Origin of the sequence: Micrococcus sp. KRD026, from assembly GCF_017168445.1 — a bacterium.
Lineage (GTDB): Bacteria > Actinomycetota > Actinomycetes > Actinomycetales > Micrococcaceae > Micrococcus > Micrococcus luteus.
In genome coordinates this window covers 253,454-261,980 of the sequence record NZ_JABFBA010000005.1, presented here as the reverse complement: position 1 = coordinate 261,980, position 8,527 = coordinate 253,454, and the positions used below count along the sequence as shown (strand labels likewise).

Annotated in this window: 5 protein-coding genes and 2 tRNA genes; 6 read left to right on the top strand and 1 reads right to left on the bottom strand. The window is 74.8% G+C overall.

Annotated elements, in window-relative coordinates; genetic code table 11:
• A partial coding sequence (gene treZ, locus J1M40_RS02595) for a malto-oligosyltrehalose trehalohydrolase (RefSeq protein WP_241251985.1) occupies positions 1-1,952 on the top strand: 1,952 nt, incomplete at its 5' end.
• Positions 1,953-1,965: 13 nt separating this feature from the next.
• On the opposite strand, the gene J1M40_RS02590 is transcribed toward treZ, so the two are convergent.
• Positions 1,966-3,267, bottom strand: coding sequence for a DUF4032 domain-containing protein (locus J1M40_RS02590; RefSeq protein WP_115165390.1), 1,302 nt, complete (start codon positions 3,265-3,267; stop codon positions 1,966-1,968).
• Positions 3,268-3,374: 107 nt separating this feature from the next.
• Between J1M40_RS02590 and J1M40_RS02585 the strand changes: the two genes are divergently transcribed.
• The 5 genes from J1M40_RS02585 to J1M40_RS02565 all read left to right on the top strand — a co-directional run bounded on the left by J1M40_RS02585 (position 3,375) and on the right by J1M40_RS02565 (position 8,527).
• A complete protein-coding gene (locus J1M40_RS02585) occupies positions 3,375-4,247 on the top strand; it encodes a thioredoxin domain-containing protein (RefSeq protein ID WP_206450423.1) in 873 nt (290 codons plus the stop codon).
• Between the two features lie 119 nt (positions 4,248-4,366).
• Positions 4,367-4,443 (top strand) — tRNA-Thr (locus tag J1M40_RS02580).
• Positions 4,444-4,718: 275 nt separating this feature from the next.
• Complete coding sequence (locus J1M40_RS12940) at positions 4,719-6,170, top strand: S8 family peptidase (protein WP_342356876.1); 1,452 nt, start codon at positions 4,719-4,721, stop codon at positions 6,168-6,170.
• 200 nt (positions 6,171-6,370) lie between these two features.
• Positions 6,371-6,444, top strand: a tRNA-Val gene (locus J1M40_RS02570).
• A 166-nt stretch (positions 6,445-6,610) separates the two neighbouring features.
• On the top strand, positions 6,611-8,527 hold the full coding sequence (locus tag J1M40_RS02565) for a threonine/serine exporter ThrE family protein (protein WP_206450433.1): 1,917 nt from the start codon (positions 6,611-6,613) through the stop codon (positions 8,525-8,527).

Sequence of the window (8,527 nt, the reverse complement as noted above, 5' to 3'; positions counted from 1 at the left end):
CCCCGGGCCTGCACCCGATCGGCTCCGACCCCGTGGACCCCGCCGCGGCCGAGCGGGCCGCCGTCGACGCCGCGCGCGCCATCCCCTACGCCGTGTGGGCGCCGCACGCCGAGAGCGTCGACCTCGTCCTCGTCGACACCGAGCCCGGTGCCCTGCACGACGCCGAGGACCGCTGGCCCGTCGCCGCCGTCGTGGCCACGGCCCCCGCCGCCGGAGGCTGGTGGACGCCCACGGAGGACCCGCTGGCCGCCCTTGGCCTCGACGCCGCCCAGCCGCCGGCCGACCCCGGCTACGGCTACCGCGTGGACGGGGCGGACCCCGTGCCGGACCCCCGCTCCCGCCGCCAGCCCGACACGGTCCACGGGCCCTCCCGCCGCGACGTCGCCGGCCGCGCCTTCGCGTGGCAGGACGAGGGCTGGGCCGGGCCGCCCGGGGTGGAGTCCGATCCGGCCGCGCCCCAGGGCGGCGGCCTGCGCGGCGCCGTCCTCTACGAGCTGCACGTGGGGACCTTCACGGCCGAGGGGACCCTCGACGCCGCCATCGCCCGCCTGCCGCACCTGAGGGACCTCGGGGTCACCCACGTCGAGCTGCTGCCCGTGAACTCCTTCTCCGGGCCGCGGAACTGGGGCTACGACGGGGTGGCGTGGTTCGCCGTCGACGAGTCCTACGGCGGCCCCGCCGCCTACCGCCGCTTCGTGGCCGCCGCCCACGCCGCCGGCCTCGGCGTGGTCCAGGACGTCGTGCACAACCACCTGGGCCCCTCCGGCAACTACCTGCAGGTGTTCGGGCCGTATCTGGGTCAGGGCGGCACCGGTTGGGGCGACGGCCTGAACCTGGACGGCGCCGACTCGGACGAGGTGCGCCGGTTCGTCCTGGACAACGTCCGCTTCTGGCTCGAGGAGATGCGCGTGGACGGGCTGCGCCTCGACGCGGTGCACGCCCTGCGGGACGCCCGCGCCGTGCACCTGCTCGAGGAGATGGCCGCGCTCGCGGACGGGATCGCGGCCCGTGCCGGCCGACCCGTGCCCCTCCTGGCCGAGTCCGACCTCAACGACCCGCGTCTGGTGCTGCCCCGCCACGCCGGCGGGCTCGGCCTCGCCGCGGCCTGGAACGACGACGTCCACCACGCCCTGCACGTGGCCGCGACGGGGGAGACCCACGGCTACTACGCGGACTTCGCCCCGCTGGAGGCGGTGGCCAAGGTCATGGAGCGCACCTACTTCCACGACGGCACCCGCTCCACCTTCCGCGGCCGCGACCACGGGCGCCCCGTGCCGGACGCCGTCCCCAACCATGCGTGGGTGGCCAGCATCCAGAACCATGACCAGGTGGGCAACCGCGCCGGCGGCGACCGCACCGCGGCCGCCCTGTCCGAGGGCGCGCTCGCGGCCGAGGCCGCCCTGCTGCTGACCGGCCCGCACGTGCCGATGCTCTTCATGGGGGAGGAGTTCGCGGCCTCGACGCCGTGGCCGTTCTTCACCTCGTTCCGCGAGCCCGAGCTCGGGGACGCCGTCCGGCAGGGACGTCGCCGCGAGTTCGCCGCCCACGGCTGGGACCCGGCCGACGTCCCCGACCCGCAGGACCCCGCCACGCGGGACGCGGCCGTGCTGGACTGGGCGGAGGCCGCGGACGGCCACGGCCGCGGAGCGCGCGTGCTCGCCGCCTACCGCACCCTGATCGGCCTGCGCCGCACGCTGCCCCAGCTCACCGACCCCCGCCGCGACCGCGTCCGGGCCGAGGTGGACGCGGCCCGGCGCCACGTGCGCCTCACCCGCGCCGGCGCGGACGCCGACGTCATCCTGCTCGTCGCCCTCGGCGCGGACCCGCTGCCCGTGCCCGCCGACCTGGCGCGGGCCGAGCTGCTCACCGGCCACGGCGACGACGGCCCCCTCGGCCCCGGCACGGTGCCGGCGGCGGTCCCGGCCCCCGGCTTCCTGCTCCTGCGCCGCTGAGCCGCGGCCTGCGTCAGTCCGCGTCCGCGGGCGGGACGGCGCGCAGCATGGTGGTCGTGGGGTGCAGCGCCACCGCGTCCTCGTCGCGGCGGGCCCGCAGCACCGTGTCCACGTAGGAGTCCACCACCTCCTGCAGGGGCACGGCCTGGCCGCGGGCCTCGGAGAGGTACCAGCGGTGCTCGAGGAGCTGGTGCATCACCTCGGCGGGCTCGAGCTTGGCCCGCAGCTCGAGGGGCACCGAGCGGACCACGGGGTCGAACACCTCCACCACCCAGCGGTGCGCCGCGCCCTCGATGTCCATGTACGGGTCCCACTCCCGGCGGGCGGCCTCGATGTCGACGAGCAGCCGCCGGGCCTGGTTCTCCTGGACCTCGAGTCCCGTGAGGCGGGTCAGCCGACGGCGGTGGTAGCCCGCGTGGACCTCGACGGGTCGGGCGATCATCATCCCGGGGGCGTCGGCGGCGCGCAGCGAGTACTCGGCCAGCTCGAAGCCGAGCTCCTGCAGACGGCGGACGCGGCGGTCCAGGCGCCACGGCTCGGCGCGGGGGAACAGCAGGGGGCCGGTCAGCTCGTCCCACAGCCGGCGGTAGGAGGCCACGAGCAGGTCCGGCGTGGTGACGGGGTCCACCTCCGGGTCCAGCAGCCCGCTGGCCTGCAGGTCCAGCAGCTCGCCGCCCACGTTCACGGCGGCCACGTCCAGGTCGTGCTCGCGCTGGCCGGTGGACAGCCGCTGCCGGAGCTCACCGGTCTCGGCGTCCACCAGGTGGGCGGCGAACCCGCCCGCGTCGCGCCGGAACAGGACGTTGGACAGGGAGACGTCGCCCCAGAAGAACCCCTCGAGGTGCAGCTCCACGAGCAGGGTCGCCAGCGCGTCCATGAGCCGCACGAGGGTGCGGCGCTCGAGGCGCTCCGAGAACACGGCGCGGTACGGCAGGGAGAAGCGCAGGTGCCGGGTGACGAGGGCGGCGGGCAGCGGCGTGCCGTCGTCGTGGGTGCGCCCGGTGACCACGGCCACCGGCACCACCGACGGCGCGGGGCCCCGCTCGAGCCGGCGCAGCAGCCGGTACTCGTGGAACGCGAGCTCCTCCGTGGTCTCCTTCACCGCCACGATGCCCCCGCCCATGCGGGCGAAGCGCACCACGTGACGGGAGATGCCCCGCGGCAGAGCCGCCAGCACCTCACGCGGCCACGTCTCGAGGGGGAGCGCCCAGGGCAGGGCGAGCAGCGACGTCGCCGGGTCCTCGGAGGCGTCCCCCGAGGGGGCCCCCGTGATGGTCAGTCGATCGACGGGGGAGGGGGTCTCGACGGTGTCCATGGTCACGATCCTTCCAGACAGGGCCGCTATGCTCGCCTGGCGCGGCGCGCCCGCTGCCCGCCGGCTCCGGTGCTCGACCCGGACCGACTGCCCCACGAGGAGGACCCTTGGCCCGGAACACGTCAGGCTCGCACACCTCGGCGAAGGACGCCCGTGCGCGTGCCCGCCAGATCCAGGAGGAGCAGCGCAGGAAGGACCGCCGCCGCCGCACCGGCGTCATCTGGGGCTCGGTCCTCGTGGCGGTGCTCGTGATCGGCCTCGTCGTCGCGTTCGTGCTCAACCGCAACGGCGACGACGCCGCGGCCGCCGGCCCCATCCCCGCCATGACGAACGAGCAGGGCGGCATCGAGTTGACCTCGGCCACGGGCCTGGCGGAGGGCGCGGGAGAACGCGAGGTCGACCCCTCGAGGATCGAGGTGCCGAAGCAGTCCGCGAGCTCCCAGCCCGAGACCCTGCCGGACACCGAGGCCCGGGCGGACGGCGAGCCGACGCGGATCGTGCTCTACGCGGACTTCAACTGCGTGCACTGCGCGGACTTCGAGACCTCCAACGCGGACCAGATCGAGCAGTGGCTCGAACAGGGCGAGGCCACGGTCGAGTACCGGATGGTGGACTACCTGAGCGCCCCGAACAACCAGAACTACTCGGCCCGCGCCGCCAACGCCGCGTACTGCGTGGCGGACCAGAAGCCCGAGGCCTACAACGGCTTCGTGGCCGCCCTGTTCGCCACCTACGACGAGCACCAGGGCAAGGGCCTGGACAACGCGGCGATCACGCAGCTCGCGCAGGAGCACGGCGCGGACATCGCCTCCTGCGTCGAGGACGGCACGTTCCGCTCCGCGGTCGAGCACACCACCCGCCAGGCGCGCGTCGCCGGCGTGGCCGGCACCCCCACCGTGTTCGTGGACGGGAAGAACTGGGCCCTCGACGGCGAGGACAAGACCTTCGCCGATTGGGCGGGCGCCAAGATCGCCGGCTGACCCGGCTGACCCGTCGCCGAGGTCCGCGGGGCGTCGCCACGCAGGGGGCGCCCCGCGCCGCCCGCCCGGGCCTTGTACGCTGGAAGGGTCGGCCGCGGCGCCCCGGGCGCCGGCCGCAGGCCTCCTTAGCTCAGCTGGCCAGAGCAGCTGCCTTGTAAACAGCAGGTCGCCGGTTCGAATCCGGCAGGGGGCTCCACCCGCCGCGGGCCCGACGGCGCCGCGCACCTCCGCCGGGAGGGCGCGGCGCCGTCGTCGTGTCCGGCGCGGGCCGAAGCTGGGGCGCCGCTGTGCGCGCCCGCGGCCACCCGCCAGGCCCGGCTGGCGGATCCGCCAGAGATGCCTCGACCATCCGCCAGACTTCAACCCTGGGCCGCGTCGTGACGGAATCGTGACCTTACCGTGATCTCGGTCACCCCGGCCCGAGCCCCTCGGGCACCCGCGTCCGGTGGCCCAGAACTCCGAGGAGATCCCGTGCAGTCCTCCACACCCCGCAGCACCCGCCGCCGCATCGGCGCCCTCGTGGCCGGCGCCGTCCTCGCCGGCGGGACCCTGACCTCGTCCCCCGCGCTCGCGGCCCCCTCCGGCGACGCCCCCGCCGCGCCGGCAGCGAGCCCGACCGCCGCCTCGCCCCTGGCGGCGGCGCAGGTCGAGGACCCGAACGCCGACGGTTACGACTCCTTCATCGTCACCTACAAGGAGACCGCCGCCACCGCCCACGCGAAGGGCCGCGCGAACGCCTGGGGCAAGGCCGCGAAGGAGGCCGGCGTCTCCGTGAAGGAGCTGCGTGAGACCGCGCTCGGCTCCCGCGTGGTCAAGGCGGACCGCAAGCTGGACCAGGCCGAGTCCGCGAAGTTCATGGCCGACCTGAAGGCCTCCGGGGCGGTCGAGGCCGTGGAGCCGGACGCCATCCTCACCGCCACCGGCCTGAGCCCCGTGGACGCCCTCTACTCTCAGCAGTGGGGCTTCACCGGCACCCACGGCATGCGGGTCCCCGGTGCGTGGGACCGCACGACGGGCTCCGGTGCGACCGTGGCCGTCATCGACACCGGCATCACCTCCCACCCGGACCTCGACCGCAACGTCGTGCCCGGCTACGACTTCATCTCCGACGGCAGGGCGGCGCGCGACGGCGGGGGCCGCGACTCCAACCCGCGCGACGAGGGCGACTGGTACGCCGCCGGCGAGTGCGGCACCGCCGGTGCCTCCGACTCCTCGTGGCACGGCACCCACGTGGCGGGCACCGTCGCGGCCGTGGCCGACTCCCAGGGTGTCGTCGGCGTGGCCCCGAACGCGAAGATCCAGCCCATCCGCGTGCTCGGCAAGTGCGGCGGTTCGCTGTCCGACATCGCCGACGCGGTCGTGTGGGCCGCCGGCGGCACCGTGGCGGGCGTGCCGGCCAACCCGAATCCGGCGGACGTCATCAACATGTCCCTCGGCGGCTCCGGCACGTGCGGCACCACCTACCAGAACGCGATCAACGCGGCCGTCTCCCGCGGCGTGCCCGTCGTCGTGGCGGCGGGCAACGAGAACCAGCCCGCCGCCAACGTGCGCCCGGCCAACTGCCGGAACACCATCGTGGTGGCCGCCTCCACCTCGCAGGGCGCCCGCGCCTCGTTCTCCAACTACGGCTCCGCCGTGGACGTGACCGCCCCGGGCGCGAACATCATCTCGACCGTGAACAACGGCGCCACCACCCCGACGACGGCCGGCCACGCCGCCTACAACGGCACCTCGATGGCCACCCCGCACATCGCGGGCCTGGCCGCCCTGCTGCTGGCCGAGCGGCCGAGCCTCACCCCGGCCCAGGTCGAGTCCACCCTCGCGTCCACGGCTCGGTCCATGCCCGTGACCTGCTCTGCGGGCTGCGGTGCAGGCCTGGCGGACGCCACCACGGCGGTCTCCTCCCTCGGCGGCAGCTCCTGACCGGAGCCCGCCCCGGGCGCCGGGACCTCGTTGGTCGCCCAGGGCGGCTTCGAGCCCGGCGCCACGCTGACCGACGCCTGACGTGCTCGTCGGCTCTCGACGGCCGCTCCGCCGTGCGCGGGGCGGCCGTCGCCCGGGTGGACAGGCGACGCCGCTTGAGGTATCGTTCTTCAAGTTGTCACCCCCATGGGGCGACGCCCGGATCTTTAGCTCAGTTGGTTAGAGCGTTCGCTTCACACGCGAGAGGTCGCTGGTTCGAGTCCAGTAAGATCCACCGCAGCAGGGCCCTCCTCCGGGAGGGCCCTTTCGCATCCCCGGGCCGCGGTGCCGACGGCCCCGGCGGGGGAGGTGTCGGCGTGGTTGGATGGACGCGTCGGCGGGGCTCGGCCCACCGCCGTCTCGCGTCCAGCGCCCGCACACGGAAGGAGAGGGTGAGCCGCATGGAGCAGGAGGGCACCCAGGAGCCGGCGCGGTTCGACCCCCGCATCGCGGAGCCCCCGGCCGTCCCCACGCTCATCCCCGTGCTGCGCCCGGCCGGCGCCGAGGACGCCTCCGCTGTCGGCGACCTCGCGCTCGATCCGGAGGACCCCGGCCTGCTCGACCTCGACCCGGCTGAGTCGGCCCACCCGGCCGCGGTCGCCGTCGAGCTGACCGAGCCGCTGCCGCCCGTGGTCCGCCCCGCCGCCGCCGATCCGGTCCCGGCGCCGGAGCCGGAGCCGGAGGAATCGGCCGAGCCGGAGGCGGAGACGCTGCCGGAGCCGGCCGCGGACGCGCCCCTGACCGAGCCGCCGCTGTCCGAGCAGGTGCCCACCTCCGTCCTGGCGCCCGCGGAGGCCGACGGAGCCCTGCCCGCCCCGGAGATGATCCCCGAGCCGGACGTCACCGTCCCGGACCCGGTGGTCCCCGTGGGCCCGGCCGAGAAGCGCGGGCGTCGGCGCGGCCGGCGCTCCCGCGAGGTCTTCGTCGAGAACCTGCCGACGCAGGCGCTCGTGCTGGCCGACCGCCTGCACTCCTCGCCGTACGGGCGCCGCATGCGCTCCACGCTGCAGCAGCGCCGCGCGGAGGCGCAGGCCCTCGAGGCCCGCACCACCCTGGACTTCGCGCTCAAGCTGGGCGAGACGATGTTCAGCTTCGGCGCGGCCTCGCTGGACGTGGAGACCTCGATCATCGTGGCCACGCAGGCCTACGGGATCCTCGAGACCGAGGTGGACCTGACCAACCAGTCCATCTCCCTGAACTACGCGCCCGACTCCTCACGCGGCGAGGCCCCGTTCACCCTCCAGCGGGTGGTCCGCTCGTCCTCGGTGAACTTCGAGGGGCTCGTGGCCGTCCACCGGCTCGTCGAGGAGATCGCCGCGGGCGAGGTGGACCGGGCCGAGGCCCAGCGCCGGCTCGTGGAGATCCGGCATCAGCCCAAGCCGTTCCCCGCCGTCTTCGAGGTCCTCTTCTCCGGCGTGTTCGTGGCCTGCTTCGTGCCGTTCATCGGCGGGACCTGGACGGGCGCGGCCCTGGGCATGGTCTCCACCTGGCTGGTCTTCTGGCTCAAGGTCCAGGCGGACAAGGCGCGCTTCCCGGAGATCTTCTCCACGATGTTCGGGGCGATCACGGCCACGGTGATCGCGCTGATGGCCCACGCCCTCGACCTGCCGGTCAACCCGGCGCTGGTGATCGCCGGCGGCATCATGATGCTCCTGCCCACGGCGAGGTTCGTCACCGCGGTGCAGGACGCCATCCACGGCTTCCCGGTGACGGCCGCGGGCCGCTTCCTCTCCGCGCTGCTCGTGTTCGCCGGCGTGATGGCCGGGATCATGATCGCCGTGGGCATCGGGGATCTCGTGGGATTCGAACAGCTGGACCTGGCCGAGGCGGGGACGCTGAGCTATCCGCCGCTGCTCCTGCTGGGCCTCGTGATGGCCGCGGGCATGGCGGACGCGGTGGTGGAGCAGTCGCGGTGGCCCCAGATCCTGGCCTGCGGTCTCGTGTCCGGGGCCGGCTTCGGCGCGTACCTGGCAGCGCAACAGATCGGGGTCAGCGACCGGCTGGTGCCCGCGGTCGCCGCGGCGGCGGTCGGGTTCCTCGGCCGCCTGGTGGCCCAGCGGCTCGCGGCCCCGGCGCTCGTGATCGTCCTGCCGTCCATGCTGTTCCTGCTTCCCGGACTCACCATGTTCCGGTCCGTCTACGGGTTCACCGTGGAGACCGGGGCCACGCTGCTGGGCGTCGAGGGACTCTTCAACGCCGCGGTCATCGTCGTGGCGATCGCGGCCGGCGTCGCCTTCGGCAACACCCTGGCCAAGCCGATCACCGACCGGATGGGCACGCTGCTGCCCACCGAACTCGTGATGCACCAGCGCGGCTGA